This window comes from Streptococcus sp. HMSC062D07, assembly GCF_001814215.1.
In the GTDB taxonomy this organism is placed as follows: domain Bacteria; phylum Bacillota; class Bacilli; order Lactobacillales; family Streptococcaceae; genus Streptococcus; species Streptococcus infantis_I.
Genome location: NZ_KV815325.1, coordinates 166,288 through 186,301, shown reverse-complemented (window position 1 = coordinate 186,301; position 20,014 = coordinate 166,288). Strand labels below are relative to the sequence as shown.

Below are 20,014 nucleotides of genomic sequence, written 5' to 3'. Positions count from 1 at the left end.
TTTTTTAGGAATTTCGGATAAAGAAAAACTCTCCTTCATGCTTAAATACGAAGAAGAGTTCACCCTATGTATTAAATTAAAGCTGTCAATGCGGTAATAAGTCCAAAAACGATACCTGGTGCATTAGCTGCTGCCAAAGGAATATCACGTTCTTTCTTAAAGAGACCGTAGTAAACCCAAAGACTGCAGTTAAGTGCAGCTACTGCAGGTTGGATAAAATTTCCTTTTTGACCAGCAAGGTTATTCATAATTTGAGGAATATAAGAGACATACATCATTACAGACATAAAGGTTGCAATCCAACCTAAAGTTTTCATTTGTTTTTCAGTCATTTTTTCTCCTTTCAAAAACAGTCTCAATTATACACTATTTTTTAAGATAGTGAAGTTTAAAAAGCTATTTGTTAAAAACTTGTAAATTATCACAATCTTGTGATAAGAGAATCAAAAAATACCCTCTTGCTATTTGAAGAGGGTATTTTATTCGTTTAGAAACTTACTTTTTCTCAATCGGTGCTACACTAGCCAAAAGTTTTTTCAAACCGACTTCTGGGAAGTTGATTTTTAGTTCCTGTGTAGCTCCACTACCCGATACTTCAAGGACAGTTCCTTCACCCCATTTTTTATGAAGGGCAATATCACCAATTGACCAATTTGTCTCACTAGAAGAAGATTTACTAGTAGATGCAAATCGTCCAAATGGTAAACCACTTGATTGGATCGATGTAGGCGCAGTATTCCGTTTTCGTTCTTGAAGAGCCTGTGCCAGACTCACTCCTTGCCCAAATGTAGTACCACCACTACTGTATGATGCTTTAAAACTTGTATTAGCTGGACGAGCCAAACCTTGATAGGTCAACAAATCTGAACTAATCTCGTTGATAAAACGGGTCGGACGATTGTAACTTGTACGTCCGAAAAGTAAGCGAGAGTTGGCGTTGGTCAGATAGAGAATCTTCTCAGCGCGCGTGATACCTACATAGGCCAAACGACGTTCTTCTTCTAATTCATCTGGATCTTCAGAGGCACGACTAAGAGGAAAGACATTCTCCTCCATCCCGATGATAAAGACAACCGGAAACTCTAGTCCTTTGGCAGCGTGTAAGGTCATTAAGGTTACTTCTGACGTCTCCTGACTGCCTGAGTCCGTATCTGTAATTAAGGCAAGATCATTCAAGAAACGACTCAGTTTGTCCAAACCTGTTTCTTCTTCTTGACTATCAGGATTGTCGTCAAAGTTCTTGGTAACAGATAGAAACTCTTCGATATTTTCAACCCGCGCCTTGCTTTCCAAGGTTGCCTGAGCATTAAGAATATCGACATAACCTGTTTTTTCAAGAACCGCCTCAACCAACTCTGTAATGGTTAATTGGTCCAGTTGCTCCCGTAAATCCAGTATCATATTGGCAAAATCCCAGATAGACTGGGCTGCCTTACCCTTAATTCCTGATAACATGATATTTGCTGAAGCATCCAGCATGGACATTTCTTGCAAATTAGCAAAATCACGAATCTTCTCAACAGTTCCTGGTCCAATTCCACGCTTTGGTTCATTGATGATACGCTCAAAACTGATATTGTCACTCAAATTGGCGATGAGATTGAGATAAGCTATGATATCACGGATTTCCTTACGGCTGTAGAACTTTGTTCCACCGACCATGGTATAAGGAATATTAGACTTGAGCAAGGCCTCCTCAATAGTACGTGACTGGGCATTGGTACGGTAAAGCACTGCAAAGTCTTTGTGAAGGAAGTTTTGGCTTCGGCCAAGTTCATCAATGGTCTTGGCTACAAAAACAGCCTCATCCTGTTCATCGTTAGCTCGGTAGTAAATAATCTGTTCGCCATCTGCATTCTGTGTCCATAGATTTTTAGGACGGCGATTTTTATTGTTTTTGATGACATCATTAGCTGCTTGGAGAATGGTTTTGGTTGAGCGATAGTTTTCCTCCAATAAAACAACCTTGGCTTGAGGATAATCCTTCTCAAAATCCAAGATATTCTGCATATCAGCACCACGCCATCCGTAGATAGACTGGTCCGCATCCCCAACAACACAGATATTTTTAAAGCGAGAAGCCAACAGTTTGACCAGTTGGTACTGGGCATGGTTGGTATCTTGGTACTCATCGACATGGATATATTGGAATTTTTGCTGATAGTAAGTCAAGACATTAGGATTTTGATCAAAGAGACGAAGCGTAAGCATAATCAAATCATCAAAGTCAACTGACTCAGATTGACGGAGTTCCTTTTGATAGGCCTCATAACACTTAGCGACAATGTTTGTATATAAATCTCCTGCTTGTGCAGCATAAGCAACATCGTCAATCAGATCATTCTTAGCATTTGAAATGGTTCCCAATATAGTCCGTTCATTCCATTTTTTTGGATCCAAATTCAACTGCTTGAGAATGCGTTTCATCAGTGTTCGTTGCTCACCTGGATCGATAATGGTAAAGTTACGATTGTAACCAATATGATCCGCATCACGACGTAGGATACGAACGCACATAGAGTGAAAGGTCGCTATCAAACAGTCCTGTGTAGCTGGATTGAGCCCATAGGCACGCTCTTTCATTTCACGAGCAGCCTTATTGGTAAAGGTAATGGCTAAAATATTCCAGGGATTAACCATCTTTTCATCAATTAAGTAGGCAATACGATGGGTCAAAACTCGTGTTTTACCAGAACCAGCCCCCGCCATGATCAGCAGTGGACCTTCTGTTGTTTGTACCGCTTCTGCCTGTCGGTCATTCATACCGTTTAATAAAGGATTCATTTTCTCTTCCTATTCTTTAAATCAATGTTTCTATTATATCAAAAAAGACTGAAAATAACTCTATCAGAGACAAGCTTCCTTTTTTCCTAAAAAAAGAACACTAACAAGTGTTCTTTTTATATTAATCATGAATAGATTGTAAAAGTGTCAACAAGGCTTGAGCTGATCTGCGTCCTGCTTCTACGATAAATTCATCAAATGAAATAGAAGCTTCGTGGTTAGCATTATCACTCATGGCACGGACAACTAAGAAAGGTAGATTAATCGCGTGAGCTGCTTGAGCGATAGCCGCTCCTTCCATCTCAACCGCAAGCACCTGAGGAAAATGTTCTTTTATAGCTTTAATCTTATCTTCACCCGCAATAAAACTATCACCGGTCGCAATCAAACCTAGATGCCATTTTTGGTTAAGTTTAGATAAACTCTCTTGAATCAAACTTACAAACTTCTTGTCAGTTTCGAAATAGAGTGGTTGTTGGGCCATCTGACCGTATTCATAACCAAAAGCAGTCACATCAACATCATGATAAGCTAGCTTATCAGCAATGACCACATCTCCGACTTCAATACCTGCTGCCAAAGCACCAGCTGAACCAGTGTTGATAACAGCATCTACTTTAAAGTGGTTAGCTAAGATTGCTACACTCATAGCAGACATGACTTTACCAATTCCACTCTCGACCAAGACAAGCTCGACTGAACCAATTTTACCCGTATGATACTTATTTCCTAATACCGTCTCTTCTTGAGCGTTTTCTAAATGTTGAATCAGATAAACTAGCTCTTCTGGCATAGCTGCTATAATTCCAATTTTCATGACATTCCCCTTAAATAAATCTCATTGCTAAAACTAGCAAAATCAAGAGAAGAATAACAGCAAATAGAATCTTATTCAGTTTTGAGTTAAAAACATTTCTCTTAGTATTTTCAATTCGACGACTTTTATGGATTTGTGGTTCAACATCAATCGTTAGGGTATCTTGACTAAAACCATGGTCACTTGAACGTGAAGCTCTATAATGTTGAGATGAAGTAGATAATATCTTTGTTTCTTGATCATCTACTAAAGTAGGACCAGAGATATCTTCACCACGTTTTGCACGCTCGATTATTTCGTCTGTTAATAAAGGTTTTCCCATAGGTTCCTCCCCTATTTTTCTTGTAATTCCCAGTACTGGATAGCCATGATAGTCTTGGCATCACAGATATCACCAGACTGGATCAGTTGTTTAGCTTCTTCAAGACTAACTTCAAGTAACTCCAAAGTTTCATCTTCATCCTGTGGACGTGGATTTTTAACCTTTGTCAAATCACTTGCCAAATAAAGTTTTAATCGCTCATTACAGAAACCAATAGCAGAATAGAAATCATACAAAAGAGTTAGTTTTCCAGTGTAGGCAGCTTCTTCTTCCAATTCGCGAAGAGCTGCCGCTTCAGGATCAGCATTTTCTCCAATTTCTAGTTTTCCTGCAGGAATTTCAACAGAAACTTTTTCAATCGCCTTGCGATATTGATTGACTAGAACAATCTTATTTTCTGGAGTAACTGCAAGAACACATACTGCACCATTATGGAAAATCAAATCACGTTGAGCTGTTCCTTTTCCATTAGGAAGTTCAACCTGGTCTTGTACCAATTGGAAAATAGGACCTTTATAGATTTCTCTACGGCTGAGTGTTTTCTCTTCAAATTCCATGGTTAGCTCCTATTTGTTTTTAGGATGGTGAGGGAGATGAGTTGCGTATTCGTCTTTGTTAACTTGGCGGCCACGACCGATGGCAATTGCATCAGCAGGCACGTCTTTAGTAATGGTTGAACCTGCGCCAACAAGAGAGTTATCTCCTAGTTCAACAGGAGCAATGATGGTTGAATTAGAACCAACAAAGACATTGTTGCCAATGACTGTCTTGAATTTATTTTTCCCATCATAGTTCACTGTTATAGTACCAGCACCAAAGTTGACGTCACTGCCAACTTCACAGTTACCAATGTATGTCAAATGGCCAGCTTTTGTATTTTCTCCAATGCTAGAACCTTTCACCTCAACAAAGTTTCCAATATGAACATCTTTTGCTAGGCTAGAACCTGGACGAATATGAGCGTAAGGTCCGACTGTAACACCATCAGCAACTGTGCTCTCCTCAATCATAGAGTTGGTAATCACTGCACCTGAACCGATAGTACTATCGACAATATAAGTTCCATTCGTCAAAATAGTCTCAGCACCAATCTTACTAGAACCTTTGAGGGTTACATTAGCTTCAATTTGTACATCTGGAGCAATTTCAACATCAATATCAATATAAGTCGCTTCTGGATTTACAAAACTAACGCCATTAACCATGTGAGCTTGGTTAATACGACGACGCATAACAGCTTCGGCTGTGGCGAGCGCTACACGGTCATTTACTCCGAGGCTTTCATCAAAGTCTTTAAGAGTATAGGCTCCGACTTTTTCACCAGCTTCACGGAAAATACCAATCACATCTGTGATATAGTATTCGCCTTGAGCATTATTGGTATTGATGTTTTTAAGAGCTTCAAAGAGACGAGCATTATCAAAAACATAAGTACCTGTATTGATTTCTTTAATTTGTTTCTCGAAATCAGTCGCATCCTTTTGTTCTACGATACGTAGCACTTCAGCATTATCATTGCGAACAATACGTCCATAACCAAATGGATCTTCAGCTTCTGCGGTAAGGATAGTGGCTACGTTCTTATGATTCACATGAAAATCAATCAAGTTTTTCAAACTTTCACCCGTGATTAATGGTGTATCACCTGCAATAACCAATGTTTGTCCAGAAAGTCCTTCAAGAATTGGTTCAGCCATCATAACCGCATGACCAGTTCCTAATTGTTCGGACTGTCTCACAAAGTCAGTTTGACCAGCTAACACTTGCTCAACCAACTCAGCTTTATGACCAACAACTGTAACAGTTTTTTCAGGATTAATTGCACCTACACTACGAAAAACATGCTCAAGCATTGAAATTCCTGCAACCTTGTGCATAACTTTAGGTAGATCTGATTTCATACGGGTACCCTTACCCGCTGCTAAAATAATTGCAAAATTTGCCATATTTTTCTCTTTTCTATAGAAATTCTTTATTATTATACCACAATTTAGTTTACGATACACAAATTTGCTGATCTCAACCTAACGCTAATGACTGTCACTACTTCGTTTTGAGTAAATTTTTTGATTTTTTTTACAAATTACGATAAACTATAGGAGTATGAGAAAAAAAATTCGCCCAGCTTTTATAGTTATTATATTTGCTGCTTTTATAGGACTCTTGATTCTCAATCGTCCACGATTCGAAGAACATCCTGTAAAAACCAAACAAAATCCAGTTCAAATAGAAACACAAGCTCTACATAACTTGGATAAGCCTATCATCGATATCTCCGGTTGGCAGAGACCATCGGAAATCAATTACGATATTTTATCTCAAAATATCTCTGGTGTCATTGTTCGAGTCCACGGAGGAAATCAGATTACCACTGAGAACGATGCTTCTTATACAAATGGTATTGATAAAGCTTATAAAAGTCATATCGCTGAGTTTCAAAAGAGAAATGTTCCAGTTGCTGTCTATGCCTATGTGTCTGGAAAAAGTGTAGAGGATATGGAAAAGGCTGCTGAATCATTTTATAATTCAGCTTCGCCGTACAACCCAAGTTACTATTGGTTAGACGTTGAAGAAAAAACAATGTCAGATATGAACCAAGGAGTTGAGGCATTCCGTGCTAAGTTAGAATCACTTGGTGCTAAAAATATTGGTATATACATTGGTGTGTACTTCATGAAAGAACATAGCATCAGTACAGATAAGTTTTCTGCTATTTGGATTCCATCCTACGGACTTGACTCAGGCTACTTTGAAAGTTCACCAAATACAGACCTTGACTTTGATCTTCATCAATACACCTCAAAGGGTAAACTGGTTGGATTTGAACACCATCTAGACCTAAATCTTATTTCTTTGTCAAAAGATAAGCAAGAGACGTTTAGAAAATTATTCTTAAAACCTTAATTTCATTCAGCAAGCAAGATATTACTTCTGCTTGCTTTTTTTATTTCTCTTACTTTGTGATATAATACAAGAAGAGAATTTTAGAGAATAGATATGGAGAGAGTTTATGTTATCTTGGATTTCAAAAATGATTAAAGGAATTGTTATTGCCCTAGGATTTATATTACCTGGTATATCTGGTGGTGTTCTGGCAGCTATTTTAGGGATTTACGAAAGAATGATTCGATTTCTTGCCCATCCATTCAAAAACCTAAAAGAAGATATTCTTTATTTCTTACCTGTTGCTATTGGGATGTTACTAGGTATTGGGCTATTTTCTTATCCAATTGAGTACCTCCTTGAGCATTATCAGGTTTATGTTTTATGGAGTTTTGCGGGTGCTATTATTGGTACAGTCCCAAGTCTTGTAAAAGAAGCTACTCAAGATTCAGAAAGAGACAAAGTCGATCTTATCTGGTTTTGGGTGACCTTTATTGTTTCTGGAATTGGTCTTTACGCTTTAAACTTTGTTGTTGGTTCACTCAGCGCAAGTTTCACAAGTTTTATCCTAGCTGGTGCTCTGCTTGCTCTAGGTATCTTGGTTCCTGGATTAAGCCCCTCAAATCTTCTCTTGATTTTAGGTCTTTATACCCCAATGTTAACTGGATTTAAAACTTTTGATTTATTTGGTACCTTCCTTCCAATAGGAATTGGAGCTGCTGCTACTCTTATTATTTTTTCAAAATTGATGGACTACGCTCTTCGAGAGTATCACTCTCGTGTTTATCACTTCATCATTGCAATCGTTCTTTCAAGTACACTCTTGATATTGATTCCAAATGCGGGTAATGCTGAAAGCATTAACTACAGTGGTTTATCTCTTGTGTCTTATGTGATTGTTGCCTTCTTTTTTGCTCTTGGCATTTGGTTAGGTATCTGGATGAGTCAGTTGGAGGATAAATACAAATAATGGTTAAGAAAGTTAAAGTTAAAAAAACCTTAGTAGAGCAAATTTTGACTAAGGCAGGTGTTGACCATCAAGGTATTCAAATCAATGCTTTAGAAGGAGAACTTCCTTCTGGTTATGATAGAAATCATATCTTTAAGACCTTAGCATTATTGGGTGATAAGACTGGTCCGGTAATAGGAATTGTTCCTATCACCGAACACCTTTCTGAAAAGAAATTAGCAAAGATTTCTGGTAATAAAAAAATTGCCATGATTCCTCAAAAGGATTTAGAAAAAACGACTGGATATATCCATGGAGCTAATAACCCTGTAGGTATCCGTCAAAAACACAACTACCCTATTTTTATTGATGAAACAGCTTTAGAATTGGAAAAATTGATTGTCTCTGCTGGCGAGGTCGGACACAGTATCATCATCGCACCTAAAGACCTGGCAAACTTTGTAAAAGCCAGCTTTGTAGACATTTTGGAGGAAAGTAACTCATGAAACTTTACTTTGTCCGCCACGGTCAAACAGTATGGAATCTAGAAGGGCGTTTTCAAGGTGCTGGCGGAGATTCACCACTTCTTCCTGAATCTATTGAAACTTTAAAAAACCTGGGCCAGTATCTTAAAGATATCCCTTTTGACAAGATCTATTCGAGTGATTTACCAAGAGCGGTAAAATCAGCTGAGATTATCCAAAGTCAACTGACAAACCCATGTCCCTTAGAAAGTGTTCCCGAACTCAGAGAATGGCACCTCGGTAAACTGGAAGGTCTAAAAATTGCGACTTTAAATGCTATCTACCCTCAGCAAATTCAAGCCTTTAAAACTAACTTAGCTAAGTTTGATACTCGCATGTTTGAAGCTGAATCACTTTACACTACAACTCAGCGCACCATCCAATTTATCAAGTCCTTAAAAAATTCTAAGGCAGAGCAACTATTACTAGTCGGTCATGGAGCAAACCTTACTGCAAGTCTTCGCACGCTGATAGGCTATCAGGAAGCTCTGCTTCGTAAAGACGGAGGTTTGGCCAATGCAAGTTTAACAATTATAGAGACCGACGACTTCGAAAAATTTACTCTTAAGACTTGGAACGATACATCCTATCAGAAAAATTAATTGAACTTGATCTACTGCGTCAAGTTCTTTTTAGTTTTTATAGAATATCCGTGAATTTCTTGATTATTTATGATAAAATGGGAGTATCGTGAAAAATTGATTTATTATTTCAAAATTTGAATTTCATTAGGAGGAACACATGTCAACAGAACATATGGAAGAATTGAATGACCAGCAGATCGTTCGCCGTGAAAAAATGGCTGCGCTCCGTGAACAAGGAATTGATCCATTCGGTAAACGTTTTGAACGTACTGCTAACTCTCAAGAACTAAAAGATAAATTTGCTGACCTTGATAAAGAACAACTACACGAACTAAACGAAACTGCTACTATTGCGGGTCGTCTTGTTACCAAACGTGGTAAAGGTAAGGTTGGATTTGCCCACCTTCAAGACCGTGAAGGTCAAATCCAAATCTACGTTCGTAAAGATGAAGTTGGTGAAGAAAACTACGAAATCTTCAAAAAAGCTGACCTCGGAGACTTCCTTGGTGTCGAAGGTGAAGTTATGCGTACAGATATGGGAGAACTTTCTATCAAGGCGACTCATATCACGCACTTGTCTAAAGCCCTTCGTCCCCTTCCAGAGAAATTCCACGGTTTAACAGACGTTGAAACTATTTACCGCAAACGTTACCTTGATTTGATTTCAAACCGTGAAAGCTTTGAACGCTTTGTTACTCGCTCAAAAATCATCTCTGAAATTCGTCGTTATCTTGATCAAAAAGGTTTCCTAGAAGTTGAAACACCTGTTCTTCACAATGAAGCTGGTGGTGCTGCTGCTCGTCCGTTTATCACTCACCACAATGCCCAAAACATTGACATGGTGCTTCGTATCGCGACTGAGCTTCACTTGAAACGCCTTATCGTTGGTGGTATGGAACGTGTTTATGAGATCGGTCGTATCTTCCGTAACGAAGGAATGGACGCTACACACAATCCTGAGTTCACTTCTATCGAGGTTTACCAAGCTTATGCAGACTTCCAAGATATCATGGACTTGACTGAAGGTATTATTCAACACGTTGCAAAAGCTGTTAAAGGCAATGCCCCAGTTATTTATCAAGGAACTGAGATTAAACTTAACGAACCATTTAAACGTGTACACATGGTTGATGCTATCAAAGAAATTACAGGTGTTGATTTCTGGCAAGATATGACCTTCGAAGAAGCTAAAGATATTGCTGCTGAGAAGAAAGTTCCAGTTGAGAAACACTATACTGAAGTCGGTCACATTATCAATGCTTTCTTTGAAGAATTTGTTGAAGAAACATTGATTCAACCAACCTTTGTCTATGGACATCCAGTAGCAGTATCTCCACTTGCTAAGAAGAACCCTGAAGACGAACGCTTTACTGACCGTTTCGAACTCTTTATCATGACTAAAGAATACGGGAATGCCTTTACTGAGTTGAACGACCCAATCGATCAGCTTAGCCGTTTCGAAGCCCAAGCCAAAGCCAAAGAACTTGGTGACGATGAAGCAACTGGCATTGACTACGACTACATCGAAGCCCTTGAATATGGTATGCCACCAACAGGTGGTTTGGGAATCGGTATCGACCGTCTTTGCATGCTACTCACTGATACTACTACTATCCGTGATGTACTTCTTTTCCCAACTATGAAATAAAAACTAAACTCCTAGATGATTTCTAGGAGTTTTTTGTAGTTAAAAAGACAACCTTATCAAAGAGGTTGTCTTTTGTGTTTGAATTAGAATAGACCTAAAACAGTTCCATCACTTTCAACATCCATGTTGAGAGCGGCAGGTCGTTTTGGAAGTCCAGGCATGGTCATGACATCACCAGTAAGGGCTACGATGAAGCCAGCACCAAGTTTTGGTACCAATTCACGAATAGTAATTTCAAAGTTTTCAGGTGCACCAAGTGCATTTGGATTATCTGAGAAACTGTATTGAGTCTTAGCCATACAGATTGGCAGTTTATCCCAACCATTTTGTACGATTTGTGCAATTTGGGTTTGAGCTTTCTTCTCGAAGTTTACTTTGCTACCACGATAGATTTCAGTAACAATCTTTTCGATTTTTTCTTGAACAGAAAGGTCGTTGTCATAGAGACGTTTGTAGTTGGCTGGATTTTCGTCGATTGTTTTTACGAGAGTTTCAGCTAGAGAAACTCCTCCTTCAGCTCCATCAGCCCATACGCTCGCTAACTCGACTGGTACATCGATTGAAGCACATAGTTCTTTCAAAGCTGCGATTTCCGCTTCTGTATCAGAAACAAATTCATTGATAGCAACAACCGCTGGAATACCGAATTTACGAATATTTTCAACGTGGCGTTTCAAGTTTGCAAATCCAGCACGTACTGCTTCTACATTCTCTTCCGTCAGAGCATCTTTAGCAACTCCACCATTCATTTTAAGGGCACGAAGAGTCGCTACAATGACTACTGCACTTGGAGCTGTTGGCAAATTTGGAGTCTTGATATCCAGGAACTTCTCTGCACCAAGGTCTGCACCAAAGCCAGCTTCTGTTACAGTATAATCAGCTAAACGAAGAGCTGTTTTTGTCGCCAATACAGAGTTACAACCGTGGGCAATATTTGCAAATGGACCACCGTGTACGAATGCTGGTGTACCATATATTGTTTGCACAAGGTTTGGTTTGATAGCATCTTTCAAAATCAATGCCAAGGCACCCTCAACCTGTAAATCACCAACTGAAACTGGTGTGCGGTCATAACGGTAGCCGATGACGATATTAGCCAAACGACGTTTCAAATCTTCAATATCCGTTGCCAAGCAAAGGATAGCCATGATCTCTGAAGCAACTGTGATATCAAAACCATCTTCACGTGGAATACCATTAAGTGGACCACCAAGACCAACAGTTACGTGACGAAGCGCACGATCATTCAAGTCAACAACACGTTTCCAGAGAATACGACGTTGATCGATTCCTAGCTCATTTCCTTGGTGTAAGTGATTGTCAATCAAGGCAGAAAGAGCATTGTTGGCAGTTGTGATTGCGTGCATATCACCAGTAAAGTGAAGGTTGATGTCTTCCATTGGTAACACTTGGGCATAACCACCCCCAGCAGCTCCACCTTTAATACCCATAACAGGACCAAGTGAAGGTTCGCGAATGGCAATCATCGTTTTCTTGCCAATCTTGTTCAAAGCATCAGCAAGACCAATGGTAATAGTTGATTTCCCTTCACCAGCAGGTGTTGGGTTGATAGCTGTAACAAGAATCAACTTACCAACTGGGTTTGCCTCAACTTCACGAATCTTATCAAAGCTTAGTTTAGCCTTGTACTTTCCATACAACTCCAAATCATCGTATGAAATACCAAGTTTCTCAACAACATCAACGATCGGTTTCAACTCAATACTCTGTGCAATTTCAATATCTGTTTTCATAAAAAACTCCTCTAGCCTCTAATGTGTTAATTCATTATATCATAAAACAAGATTTTTAACAGTCATTATGATTAGTAACATTCGTAAATATCGCTAAATAACAGACTTTCATTAACTCTATTTAAATTTTTATATGCCTTTATAGATTTTAACTATGGATTAACATCCTATTTTCGGGCCTTGTTACATCGCTTTCATTTTACTTAATGCTCATTTTTTTGTACAATAGTTCTATGAAAATTTTAGTTACTTCTGGTGGTACAAGTGAAAAAATAGATAGAGTTCGTTCTATTACCAATCACTCTTCCGGTAAACTTGGAAAAATTATCACCGAGACTCTTCTAAAGGCTGGCCATGAAGTTTGTTTGATTACCACTCTTCAGGCAGTTAAGCCAGTTAGTCATCCAAACTTGACCATCATCGAAATTAAAAATACAGCTGATTTGCTGCAAGTCATGAAAGATAAGGTTACGGATCACCAAGTCTTAATCCATTCTATGGCTGTATCAGATTACACTCCTGTCTATATGGCTGGTTTTGATGAGGTTGAAGCTAGTCAAGATTTAACAGAGTTTTTAGATAAGAAAAATCAGGAAACAAAAATCTCATCTAAGGAAGACGTTCAGGTTCTATTTCTCAAGAAGAATCCAAAAATCATATCTCTTATTAAAGAATGGAATCCTAACATTCATCTGATTGGATTTAAATTACTGGTTGATGTCAGCCAGGAACATCTAATTCAAATTGCCCGGGAAAGTCTTGAAAAGAACCAAGCTGATTTAATTGTCGCAAACGACCTTACTCAGATTAGTAGCGAGCAACATAAGGCTTACTTAGTTGAAAAAAATTCTTTCCAAACTGCTATGAGTAAACATGAAATTGCTGATTTACTCCTCGAGAAAATCAAAAGTTATGACTAAAAGAAAGGAATTTTATGGCCCGTATTACACTCGCTATTACAGGTTCTATTGCTGCATACAAGACAGTTGACCTAGTTAGTTCTTTAAAAAAACAGGGGCATTCTGTTACTGTTCTTATGACTCAGTCAGCAACAGAATTCATTCAGCCATTAACTTTACAAGTACTATCTCAAAATACTGTACATCTCGATGTCATGCACGAACCTTTTCCAGATCAAGTGAATCACATTCAAATAGGAAAAGAAACAGATTTATTTATCGTAGTTCCTGCGACAGCCAATACAATCGCTAAATTAGCTCACGGTTTTGCTGACAATATTGTGACTGCTACTGCTCTTGCTTTGCCACACTTTGTACCTAAACTATTGGCTCCAGCTATGAATACAAAAATGTATGACAATCCTGCTACCCAAGCTAATCTTAAAACTTTAGAAAATTATGGTTATACAATTATTTCTCCCAAAGATTCTCTACTGGCCTGTGGGGATACAGGTCGTGGTGCTCTCGCTAATCTCGAAACTATTTTACAAGAAATAAAGGATAAAATTCATGAACAAACGCTCTAATATTGCTCCAATCGCTATCTTTTTTGCTATTATGATTGTTATTCATTTACTAAGCTCAATTTTATTTAATGTACTTCCCTTTCCAATCAAACCAACCATCGTTCACATTCCAGTAATTATTGCAAGTATTATCTACGGACCAAGAATTGGCGCAACCTTAGGTTTTCTGATGGGAATGCTTAGCTTAACGGTTAATACTCTCACAATCCTGCCAACAAGCTATCTCTTCTCACCATTTGTACCAAATGGTAACTTCTATTCAGTTGTGATCGCAATTGTTCCTCGTATCTTAATCGGTTTGACACCTTATTTCGTCTATAAACTACTAAAGGGAAGAGCTGGACTCATCTTTGCAGGTGCACTTGGCTCACTCACGAATACAGTATTTGTCTTAGGTGGTATCTTCTTTCTCTTTGGTAATGTTTTTGATGGAAATATTCAAAAACTATTAGCGACTGTTATCTCAACAAATTCAATCGCAGAATTAATTATCTCAGCCCTCTTAACTCTCGTCATTGTTCCGAGACTTGAAAAAATTAAACAATAAAAACTGTATCAAGAGATACAGTTTTTTATTTCTATTACTGGGCTAAACGAGCTTCTTCTAAAATCTTTTCAATCTTTGTTGTCAGTAAATCAATTGCTACTGTATTTGACACTCCTTCTGGAATAACGATATCTGCATAACGCTTTGTTGGCTCGATAAACTGATGATACATAGGTTTTACGACACCAAGATACTGATCAATAACGCTATCCAAACTACGACCACGCTCTTCCATATCACGCTTAATACGACGAATGATACGAACATCATCATCAGTGTCCACAAAAATCTTGATATCCATCAAATCACGAAGACGTTTGTCTTCCAAAACCAAGATTCCTTCTACGATAAATACGTCTTGAGGTTCTTGGCGATAGGTTTTCGAGCTTCTGGTATGCGCAGCATAATCATAGGTAGGAATATCAACAGGGCGCCCCGCCAACAATTCTTTGATTTGCGCAATCATCAAGTCAGTATCAAAAGCAAAAGGATGGTCATAATTAGTCTTAATACGTTCTTCAAAGGTTAAATGAGATTGATCTTTATAGTAGGAATCATGCTCAATCATGGCAATTTTTTCGTTGGGAAAATGCGATAAAATTGCTTTAGAAACACTGGTTTTTCCTCCACCAGATCCCCCTGTTACTCCGATAATGATTGGTCTGTTTTGCATAGTTGCCTCCGTATTATTCCTTTGTCTATTTTACCATATTTTTAGAAAAATTTACAGGTGGACTTTTTAAATTAGAGTTGAAAAAACCTTGTAGTTTAGTTCTACAAGGTTTTAATGTTTTTAATCAAAGTTAACGTATTCTTTTGAAAGTTCAAGAACTTCTTCCATTGTTGAACATTCAGTAAGAGCACGGTTAGCGTATTCTTGCATCTTAGCTGTGTCAAGTTTCTTCATCAAGCTACGTGTACGAAGTACTGAAGTAGCTGACATTGAGAACTCATCCAAGCCCATTCCGACAAGAAGTGGAACAGCTGTTTGGTCCCCAGCCATCTCACCACACATACCAGCCCATTTACCTTCAGCGTGAGCTGCTTTAATTACGTTGTTAATCAAACGAAGAATCGATGGGTTATATGGTTGGTAAAGGTATGAAACTTGTTCGTTCATACGGTCAGCAGCCATTGTGTATTGGATCAAGTCGTTTGTACCGATTGAGAAGAAATCAACTTCTTTAGCAAATTGGTCAGCAAGCATAGCTGCAGCAGGAATTTCAATCATGATACCAACTTGGATATCATCCGCAACAGCAACACCTTCAGCAACCAATTTTGCTTTTTCTTCTTCAAGAATAGCTTTAGCAGTACGGAACTCTTTCAACAAAGCAACCATTGGGAACATGATACGCAATTTACCGTGAACAGATGCACGAAGCAATGCACGCAATTGTGTACGGAACATTTGGTTACCAGTTTCAGAGATAGAGATACGCAAAGCACGGTAACCCAAGAATGGGTTCATTTCTTTAGGAAGATCGAAGTAAGGAAGTTCTTTATCCCCACCGATATCCATTGTACGAACGACAACAGGTTTACCGTTCATACCTTCAAGAACTGCTTTGTAAGCTTCGTATTGGTCGTCTTCTGTTGGGAAATCTTGAGAATCCATGTACAAGAATTCTGTACGATAAAGACCAACAGCTTCAGCACCATTTTCGTTCACACCTTCAACGTCTTTAGGTGTACCGATATTAGCTGCCAACTCAAAGTGTTTACCATCTGCAGTAACAGTTTTAGCATCTTTCAAAAGAGCCCATTCAGCTTTTTGTTTAGCGTAAGCTTCACCAGCTGCTTTGAATTCTGCAATTTGTTCTTCAGTTGGGTTGATAACAACTTCACCTGAAATACCTGAAACAGCCAAAATGTCACCATCTTTTACAAGTTCAGTGATGTTGTTTGTACCCAAGACAGCTGCAATTTCAAGTGTACGAGCCATGATAGCTGAGTGACTTGTACGTCCACCAATGTTTGTCACAAAAGCTTTTACAAAGTTTTTGTCCAATTGAGCAGTATCAGATGGAGTCAAGTCATGTGCAATCACGATTACTTCTTCATTAATAGAAGCTGGGTTTGGCAGTTTCTTGCCAAGAAGATTTGCCAAAACACGTTTTGTAACGTCGCGAATATCCGCTGCACGTTCCTGCATGTATGGGTTGTCTTCCATGCCTTCAAAGATTGTGATAAACATGTCTGTAACTTCTTTCAGACCTGCTTCTGCATTTACTTTCTTAGCACGAATTGTTTCTTTAATCTGACCGATCAATTCAGGGTCAGCAAGAACCATCAAGTGAGCGTCAAATACTTGCGCCGCTTCTTCACCAAGCGTACCTACAGCCTTCTCGCGGATAAGAGAAAGCTCGTTTTGAGAAGCTTCAAGAGCAACATCCAAACGAGCCTCTTCTGCATTTGTATCTTCGACTGTAATAGTCTCGAATGATAAATCCGGTTGAACGAGTAGATATGCTTTAGCAACTGCAACACCATCAGATGCTGCGATTCCTTTAAGCATTTCTGTCATATCCTTATGCCAATCCTTCTTTTTCCATTGTTTCTGAGATAGCAGCGATAGCGTCATCAGCGTCTGCACCTTCAGCAGTGATTGTAACGTCAGCACCTTGACCAACACCAAGGCTCATAACACCCATGATAGATTTAAGGTTAACTGATTTACCTTTGTACTCAAGAGTAATATCTGAAGCAAATTTGCTAGCAGTTTGTACCAACAATGTTGCTGGACGTGCGTGAATACCTGTTTCTGCCACTACGTGGAAATCTTTAGAAGCCATAATTTGACTCTCCTTTAAATGTTTTCTTTTTGAGTTATATCTGATAACCCTTACAATTTGGTATTATATCACCTTCTAGGAATTTTTTCAAGTATTTTATGGGATTTCTTCTTTTTCCTTTCAGATAACTTGCTGAAAATCTTCTATTTTATGTATCAAAATACATTATGTAGTTTTTTATAATTTTAACATTTAGAAAACGCTGTTATTTATGGGTTTTATTTTTTGTAATCACTATATATTGTGTTTAGATAACTCTCATCTAAAAAAAATCTACAATATTTAGTTTTTCTTCGTTGACAAAGATTTTTTTTCTGATATACTTAAGAAGTAATTAAATTTTGAAAGAGGAGTTACAGAATGGTAACCGTTTATTCTAAAAACAATTGTGTTCAATGTAAAATGACCAAACGATTCTTAGATAGTAACAACATCGCATATCGCGAAATCAATCTTGATGAACAACCTGAATTTATTGAACAAGTTAAAGAGCTAGGCTTCAGCGCTGCTCCTATCATTCAAACACCAAATGAAGTTTTCTCTGGTTTCCAACCAGCAAAACTTAAAGAACTTGCTTAAGTATCAGGATTAAAAGCTTCTATGTCAATCTTAGAAGCCTTTCTTTTGTAATGAATTAAAGGAAATTTTATGGGATTAAAACAACTTGAGGACGTAACTTACTTCCGTCTAAATAATGAAATCAACCGTCCTGTTAATGGACAAATCATGCTCCACAAAGATAAAGAAGCCTTGGACGCTTTCTTTAAAGAAAATGTTGTACCAAATTCTATGGTTTTTGATTCTATCACTGATAAAATCGATTACCTTATTAAACAAGACTATATCGAAACAGCGTTTATCAAGAAATATCGTCCAGAATTCTTAGAAGAGCTTTACCAATTTATTAAGGATCAAAACTTCCAATTCAAGTCTTTCATGGCAGCATACAAGTTTTACAATCAATATGCCTTGAAAACTAATGACGGAGAGTACTATCTTGAGAGCATGGAAGACCGTGTCTTCTTTAACGCTCTTTACTTTGCTGATGGTGACGAAGCTATCGCAATTGATATTGCCAATGAAATCATCCACCAGCGTTACCAGCCTGCTACACCTTCTTTCTTGAATGCAGGCCGTGCACGTCGTGGTGAATTGGTATCCTGTTTCTTGATTCAGGTAACAGATGATATGAACTCTATTGGACGTTCTATCAACTCAGCTCTTCAACTTTCACGTATCGGTGGTGGTGTAGGAATTTCCCTCAGCAACCTTCGTGAAGCTGGAGCACCTATCAAAGGGTATGAAGGTGCTGCTTCTGGTGTCGTACCAGTTATGAAGCTTTTCGAAGACAGCTTCTCTTACTCTAACCAACTTGGTCAACGTCAAGGTGCTGGGGTTGTTTACCTTAACGTCTTCCACCCAGACATTATTGCTTTCCTTTCTACTAAGAAAGAAAATGCTGATGAAAAAGTTCGTGTCAAGACTCTTTCACTTGGTGTTGTGGTGCCAGATAAATTCTACGAATTAGCACGTAAGAATGAAGAAATGTACCTCTTCAGTCCTTATTCTGTTGAAAAAGAGTATGGTGTACCTTTTAACTACATCGATATCACAGAAAAATACGATGAATTGGTGGCAAATCCCAACATCCGTAAGACAAAAATTAAGGCCCGTGATTTGGAAACAGAAATTTCTAAATTGCAACAAGAATCTGGCTATCCTTATGTAGTCAATATCGATACTGCTAACCGTGCAAATCCTATCGATGGTAAGATTATCATGAGTAACTTGTGTTCAGAAATTCTTCAAGTCCAAGAACCAAGTCTTATCAACGATGCGCAAGAATTCCTTCAAATGGGTACTGACGTTTCATGTAACCTTGGTTCAACTAATGTTGTAAATATGATGACATCACCTGACTTTGGACGTTCTATTCGCGCAATGGTTCGCGCTTTGACCTTTGTAACAGATAGCTCTCACATCGTTGCTGTTCCAACTATCGACCACGGAAATAGCCAAGCTCATACATTTGGACTTGGTGCTATGGGGCTTCACAGCTATCTTGCTCAGCAATTAATCGAATATGGATCTCCTGAGTCTGTTGAATTTACAAGCATCTACTTTATGCTTTTGAATTATTGGACTTTGGTAGAATCAAACAATATTGCGCGTGAACGTGGCATTACCTTCCACAACTTTGAGAAATCAGACTATGCAAATGGTACTTATTTCGATAAGTATACGTCTGGTCAATTTGTTCCAAAATCTGATCGAGTTAAAGAACTCTTTGAAGGAATCTTTATCCCGTCTGCAGCTGATTGGGCTGAACTTCGTGATAAAGTTAAAGCAGATGGACTTTACCACCAAAACCGTCTTGCTGTAGCGCCGAATGGTTCTATCAGCTACATCAATGACGTGTCTGCTTCTATCCACCCAATTACCCAACGTATTGAAGAACGTCAAGAGAAGAAAATTGGTAAGATTTACTATCCTGCTGCAGGATTATCAACTGAAACTATTCCTTACTACACTTCTGCCTATGACATGGATATGCGTAAAGTTATCGATGTCTATGCTGCTGCAACTGAGCACGTAGACCAAGGGCTTTCACTTACTCTCTTCATGCGTAGTGATATCCCAACAGGTCTTTACGAATGGAAGAAAGAGAACAAACAAACTACACGTGACCTATCTATCCTTCGTAACTACGCCTTTAACAAGGGCATTAAGTCTATCTACTACGTTCGTACCTACACAGATGACGGCGGTGAAGTTGGTGCTAACCAATGTGAAAGCTGTGTGATTTAAAATCTCACTAAAATCTTGTTTACAAAGATAAGGTAACATCAAAAAGTCGGAGTACCGACTTTTTGTGCGGTAACCCAATCACACAAGGCTAGAACATTCATCACTATTTTAAT

At 38.4% G+C, this 20,014-nt stretch carries 20 protein-coding genes; 10 read left to right on the top strand and 10 right to left on the bottom strand.

The features are described from left to right. Window positions 1-71: 71 nt before the first annotated feature. The 6 genes from HMPREF2957_RS03075 to glmU all read right to left on the bottom strand — a co-directional run bounded on the left by HMPREF2957_RS03075 (window position 72) and on the right by glmU (window position 5,869). A complete protein-coding gene (locus HMPREF2957_RS03075) occupies window positions 72-332 on the bottom strand; it encodes a SemiSWEET family transporter (RefSeq protein ID WP_045763891.1) in 261 nt (86 codons plus the stop codon). A gap of 163 nt (window positions 333-495) precedes the next feature. Further along, entirely contained in the window at window positions 496-2,784 is a 2,289-nt protein-coding gene (gene pcrA / locus HMPREF2957_RS03070) for a DNA helicase PcrA (protein ID WP_070677445.1), read from the bottom strand. Between the two features lie 121 nt (window positions 2,785-2,905). Beyond that, window positions 2,906-3,601 carry a 5'-methylthioadenosine/adenosylhomocysteine nucleosidase gene (locus HMPREF2957_RS03065; RefSeq protein WP_070677443.1) on the bottom strand — a complete coding sequence of 232 codons (696 nt, stop codon included), beginning with the start codon at window positions 3,599-3,601 and terminating at the stop codon, window positions 2,906-2,908. Between the two features lie 10 nt (window positions 3,602-3,611). Further along, window positions 3,612-3,923: a cell wall synthase accessory phosphoprotein MacP gene (macP, locus tag HMPREF2957_RS03060; protein WP_070677441.1), complete on the bottom strand. Its 312-nt coding sequence runs from the start codon at window positions 3,921-3,923 to the stop codon at window positions 3,612-3,614. 11 nt (window positions 3,924-3,934) lie between these two features. Continuing rightward, on the bottom strand, window positions 3,935-4,480 hold the full coding sequence (locus HMPREF2957_RS03055) for an NUDIX hydrolase (protein ID WP_070677439.1): 546 nt from the start codon (window positions 4,478-4,480) through the stop codon (window positions 3,935-3,937). Window positions 4,481-4,489: 9 nt separating this feature from the next. Next, a complete protein-coding gene (gene glmU, locus HMPREF2957_RS03050; protein ID WP_070677437.1) occupies window positions 4,490-5,869 on the bottom strand; it encodes a bifunctional UDP-N-acetylglucosamine diphosphorylase/glucosamine-1-phosphate N-acetyltransferase GlmU in 1,380 nt (459 codons plus the stop codon). A gap of 157 nt (window positions 5,870-6,026) precedes the next feature. Between glmU and HMPREF2957_RS03045 the strand changes: the two genes are divergently transcribed. The 5 genes from HMPREF2957_RS03045 to lysS all read left to right on the top strand — a co-directional run bounded on the left by HMPREF2957_RS03045 (window position 6,027) and on the right by lysS (window position 10,511). Then, window positions 6,027-6,827, top strand: a complete 801-nt coding sequence (locus HMPREF2957_RS03045) for a glycoside hydrolase family 25 protein (RefSeq protein ID WP_070677435.1) — start codon at window positions 6,027-6,029, stop codon at window positions 6,825-6,827. 106 nt (window positions 6,828-6,933) lie between these two features. Further along, on the top strand, window positions 6,934-7,776 hold the full coding sequence (locus HMPREF2957_RS03040; protein ID WP_070677433.1) for a DUF368 domain-containing protein: 843 nt from the start codon (window positions 6,934-6,936) through the stop codon (window positions 7,774-7,776). Further along, the gene (locus HMPREF2957_RS03035; RefSeq protein WP_070677431.1) at window positions 7,776-8,261 is read left to right on the top strand and encodes an aminoacyl-tRNA deacylase; all 486 of its coding nucleotides are present in this window, start codon (window positions 7,776-7,778) and stop codon (window positions 8,259-8,261) included. The genes HMPREF2957_RS03040 and HMPREF2957_RS03035 overlap by 1 nt, the downstream gene beginning before the upstream one ends. Next, window positions 8,258-8,881 (top strand): histidine phosphatase family protein, encoded by a 624-nt coding sequence (locus HMPREF2957_RS03030; RefSeq protein ID WP_070677428.1) that lies wholly within the window; start codon window positions 8,258-8,260, stop codon window positions 8,879-8,881. Before HMPREF2957_RS03035 ends, HMPREF2957_RS03030 begins: the two co-directional genes overlap by 4 nt. A 139-nt stretch (window positions 8,882-9,020) precedes the next feature. Next, a complete protein-coding gene (lysS, locus tag HMPREF2957_RS03025) occupies window positions 9,021-10,511 on the top strand; it encodes a lysine--tRNA ligase (RefSeq protein ID WP_070677425.1) in 1,491 nt (496 codons plus the stop codon). 83 nt (window positions 10,512-10,594) lie between these two features. On the opposite strand, the gene HMPREF2957_RS03020 is transcribed toward lysS, so the two are convergent. Then, a complete protein-coding gene (locus tag HMPREF2957_RS03020; RefSeq protein WP_070677422.1) occupies window positions 10,595-12,265 on the bottom strand; it encodes a formate--tetrahydrofolate ligase in 1,671 nt (556 codons plus the stop codon). Between the two features lie 233 nt (window positions 12,266-12,498). Here HMPREF2957_RS03020 and HMPREF2957_RS03015 point away from each other — a divergent pair, with 233 nt between their 5' ends. Genes HMPREF2957_RS03015 through HMPREF2957_RS03005 form a run of 3 tightly spaced genes read left to right on the top strand, consistent with a single transcriptional unit; the run spans window position 12,499 to window position 14,298 of the window. Next, the gene (locus HMPREF2957_RS03015; protein WP_070677418.1) at window positions 12,499-13,185 is read left to right on the top strand and encodes a phosphopantothenate--cysteine ligase; all 687 of its coding nucleotides are present in this window, start codon (window positions 12,499-12,501) and stop codon (window positions 13,183-13,185) included. Between the two features lie 14 nt (window positions 13,186-13,199). Next, entirely contained in the window at window positions 13,200-13,751 is a 552-nt protein-coding gene (coaC, locus tag HMPREF2957_RS03010; RefSeq protein ID WP_070677415.1) for a phosphopantothenoylcysteine decarboxylase, read from the top strand. Then, complete coding sequence (locus HMPREF2957_RS03005; RefSeq protein ID WP_049496359.1) at window positions 13,735-14,298, top strand: ECF transporter S component; 564 nt, start codon at window positions 13,735-13,737, stop codon at window positions 14,296-14,298. The genes coaC and HMPREF2957_RS03005 overlap by 17 nt, the downstream gene beginning before the upstream one ends. Before the next feature lie 34 nt (window positions 14,299-14,332). Here the strand turns inward: HMPREF2957_RS03005 and udk are convergent, their stop codons facing one another. The 3 genes from udk to HMPREF2957_RS02990 all read right to left on the bottom strand — a co-directional run bounded on the left by udk (window position 14,333) and on the right by HMPREF2957_RS02990 (window position 17,093). After that, window positions 14,333-14,971, bottom strand: a complete 639-nt coding sequence (udk, locus tag HMPREF2957_RS03000; protein ID WP_070677412.1) for a uridine kinase — start codon at window positions 14,969-14,971, stop codon at window positions 14,333-14,335. A 120-nt stretch (window positions 14,972-15,091) separates the two neighbouring features. After that, complete coding sequence (gene ptsP / locus HMPREF2957_RS02995; protein ID WP_036757512.1) at window positions 15,092-16,825, bottom strand: phosphoenolpyruvate--protein phosphotransferase; 1,734 nt, start codon at window positions 16,823-16,825, stop codon at window positions 15,092-15,094. A 4-nt stretch (window positions 16,826-16,829) separates the two neighbouring features. Further along, window positions 16,830-17,093, bottom strand: coding sequence for a phosphocarrier protein HPr (locus HMPREF2957_RS02990; protein ID WP_000146952.1), 264 nt, complete (start codon window positions 17,091-17,093; stop codon window positions 16,830-16,832). A 360-nt stretch (window positions 17,094-17,453) separates the two neighbouring features. On the opposite strand from HMPREF2957_RS02990, the gene nrdH reads away from it, so the two are divergent. Both nrdH and nrdE read left to right on the top strand, forming a co-directional pair. After that, window positions 17,454-17,672: a glutaredoxin-like protein NrdH gene (gene nrdH, locus HMPREF2957_RS02985; protein WP_070677409.1), complete on the top strand. Its 219-nt coding sequence runs from the start codon at window positions 17,454-17,456 to the stop codon at window positions 17,670-17,672. A 69-nt stretch (window positions 17,673-17,741) separates the two neighbouring features. Beyond that, entirely contained in the window at window positions 17,742-19,901 is a 2,160-nt protein-coding gene (gene nrdE / locus HMPREF2957_RS02980) for a class 1b ribonucleoside-diphosphate reductase subunit alpha (RefSeq protein WP_070677405.1), read from the top strand. The last annotated feature ends 113 nt before the right edge of the window (window positions 19,902-20,014 follow it).

What these genes read in the sequence shown, in the direction of transcription:
- HMPREF2957_RS02990 (WP_000146952.1), bottom strand. Translation starts at nt 17,093, where the DNA reads ATGGCTTCTAAAGATTTCCACGTAGTGGCAGAAACAGGTATTCACGCA.
- nrdE (WP_070677405.1), top strand. Translation starts at nt 17,742, where the DNA reads ATGGGATTAAAACAACTTGAGGACGTAACTTACTTCCGTCTAAATAAT.
- lysS (WP_070677425.1), top strand. Translation starts at nt 9,021, where the DNA reads ATGTCAACAGAACATATGGAAGAATTGAATGACCAGCAGATCGTTCGC.
- coaC (WP_070677415.1), top strand. Translation starts at nt 13,200, where the DNA reads ATGGCCCGTATTACACTCGCTATTACAGGTTCTATTGCTGCATACAAG.
- HMPREF2957_RS03055 (WP_070677439.1), bottom strand. Translation starts at nt 4,480, where the DNA reads ATGGAATTTGAAGAGAAAACACTCAGCCGTAGAGAAATCTATAAAGGT.
- HMPREF2957_RS03015 (WP_070677418.1), top strand. Translation starts at nt 12,499, where the DNA reads ATGAAAATTTTAGTTACTTCTGGTGGTACAAGTGAAAAAATAGATAGA.
- pcrA (WP_070677445.1), bottom strand. Translation starts at nt 2,784, where the DNA reads ATGAATCCTTTATTAAACGGTATGAATGACCGACAGGCAGAAGCGGTA.
- udk (WP_070677412.1), bottom strand. Translation starts at nt 14,971, where the DNA reads ATGCAAAACAGACCAATCATTATCGGAGTAACAGGGGGATCTGGTGGA.
- ptsP (WP_036757512.1), bottom strand. Translation starts at nt 16,825, where the DNA reads ATGACAGAAATGCTTAAAGGAATCGCAGCATCTGATGGTGTTGCAGTT.
- HMPREF2957_RS03005 (WP_049496359.1), top strand. Translation starts at nt 13,735, where the DNA reads ATGAACAAACGCTCTAATATTGCTCCAATCGCTATCTTTTTTGCTATT.
- nrdH (WP_070677409.1), top strand. Translation starts at nt 17,454, where the DNA reads ATGGTAACCGTTTATTCTAAAAACAATTGTGTTCAATGTAAAATGACC.
- HMPREF2957_RS03065 (WP_070677443.1), bottom strand. Translation starts at nt 3,601, where the DNA reads ATGAAAATTGGAATTATAGCAGCTATGCCAGAAGAGCTAGTTTATCTG.
- HMPREF2957_RS03045 (WP_070677435.1), top strand. Translation starts at nt 6,027, where the DNA reads ATGAGAAAAAAAATTCGCCCAGCTTTTATAGTTATTATATTTGCTGCT.
- HMPREF2957_RS03040 (WP_070677433.1), top strand. Translation starts at nt 6,934, where the DNA reads ATGTTATCTTGGATTTCAAAAATGATTAAAGGAATTGTTATTGCCCTA.
- glmU (WP_070677437.1), bottom strand. Translation starts at nt 5,869, where the DNA reads ATGGCAAATTTTGCAATTATTTTAGCAGCGGGTAAGGGTACCCGTATG.
- macP (WP_070677441.1), bottom strand. Translation starts at nt 3,923, where the DNA reads ATGGGAAAACCTTTATTAACAGACGAAATAATCGAGCGTGCAAAACGT.
- HMPREF2957_RS03075 (WP_045763891.1), bottom strand. Translation starts at nt 332, where the DNA reads ATGACTGAAAAACAAATGAAAACTTTAGGTTGGATTGCAACCTTTATG.
- HMPREF2957_RS03020 (WP_070677422.1), bottom strand. Translation starts at nt 12,265, where the DNA reads ATGAAAACAGATATTGAAATTGCACAGAGTATTGAGTTGAAACCGATC.
- HMPREF2957_RS03035 (WP_070677431.1), top strand. Translation starts at nt 7,776, where the DNA reads ATGGTTAAGAAAGTTAAAGTTAAAAAAACCTTAGTAGAGCAAATTTTG.
- HMPREF2957_RS03030 (WP_070677428.1), top strand. Translation starts at nt 8,258, where the DNA reads ATGAAACTTTACTTTGTCCGCCACGGTCAAACAGTATGGAATCTAGAA.